This window comes from Thalassotalea sp. ND16A (genome assembly GCF_000764205.1).
In the GTDB taxonomy this organism is placed as follows: Bacteria; Pseudomonadota; Gammaproteobacteria; order Enterobacterales; family Alteromonadaceae; genus Thalassotalea_A.
In genome coordinates this window covers 1-1,428 of record NZ_JQDZ01000094.1, presented here as the reverse complement: position 1 = coordinate 1,428, position 1,428 = coordinate 1, and the positions used below count along the sequence as shown (strand labels likewise).

Annotated in this window: 1 protein-coding gene; it reads left to right on the top strand. The window is 39.5% G+C overall.

Translation table 11 applies throughout. The features are described from left to right. The first annotated feature begins 89 nt into the window (after nt 1–89). Nucleotides 90–1,415: an IS4 family transposase gene (locus ND16A_RS05675; RefSeq protein ID WP_033078363.1), complete on the top strand. Its 1,326-nt coding sequence runs from the start codon at nt 90–92 to the stop codon at nt 1,413–1,415. The last annotated feature ends 13 nt before the right edge of the window (nt 1,416–1,428 follow it).

Below are 1,428 nucleotides of genomic sequence, written 5' to 3'. Positions count from 1 at the left end.
CTAACACCGATCAGTTAAGGAAAACGATCGGTTGACAGGAAAAAGGATCATACGACAATAGCCCCTTATATTTAATAAGGGTTATTTTCATGCTTTCAAATTGGTTAATTGATACAGAGTTATTTGCTGCACCTGAAGATTTATCGGTATTTCAGAAAGAACTACCTATGGAATGGATTGAGCAAGCATTAGATGAAACCAATAAAGCGAGTATGAGAAGACGCAAACTCCCCGCTGAACTCGTTGTTTGGTTAGTCGTTGGTCTTGGACTTTATCGAAATAGACCAATCAGTGAAGTGGTATCTAAATTAGATTTAACGCTTACAAATAAACTTGGTGAATCAGTTGCTCCTAGCGCGGTACCTCAAGCTAGAGAACGACTAACAGCAAAGCCACTCAAGGCGTTATTCAACCTTACTTCAGAGCATTGGTGTCAGCGTGAAGATGCTAATGATAGGTGGAATGGCTTAGAGCTATTTTCTATTGATGGCACGACATTACGTTGTACAGATGGCAAAGAGACTTCTGAACACTTTGGTCATATCAGTAATCAAAAGACGAAAAAGTCTGTATATCCAGTCGCTCGGTTGTGCGCCCTAATGTCATTGAGAAGCCGAATGATACGTGATGTGAGGTTTGGCCCGTGCAGCTCTGGCGAAATAACCTATGCTCGACAACTTAAAGATTCAGTTCCATCAGACTCTCTAACCATATTCGATAACTGCTATATAAGTGCGAAATTGATGACAGACTGGCAGAAAAAAGATAAAAATATCCATTGGATGACACCTATTAAATCTAACACTAATTACAAAGTACTAGAAACATACGGTGACAATGACTTTCTTGTCGAAATGACAGTTTCACGAGATGCTAAAAAACAACATCCTGATTTGCCTAAAACATGGCAGGCAAGGCTTACCACCTACGGTGAAAGGAAGGAAAGCACTCATATAATTGGCGTGGTTAGCTCATTGACCGATGCAAAAAAATATTCAGCAGAAGACATCCTAAGCGTATATTTCGAACGTTGGGAAATCGAAAATGGCTATGGAGAAATCAAGCAATATCAACTGGATGAGAATATCCTACTTAGAAGCAAAACTGTTGAAGGTATTTATCAGGAAATTTGGGGGATACTTATCGCTTATAATTTGATCCGAGTTGAAATAAGCCAAATCGCTAAAGAAGCCGATGTATCACCACTGAGAATAAGCTTTGTTATGGCAATGCGATATATTCAAGATGAATTAATGTGGTGTGCTATCGCAACACCAGGAAGTATACCGAAAAAGCTTCGAGCTATGCGTGAGAACGTCAAACAGTTTATACTGCCAGAAAAAAGAAAACGGCCCAAAGACAGGACCGTTAGAGTAAGTAAAACTCGCTACCCAATTAAAACACGATCCTCTTAACTGAATGGTGTTA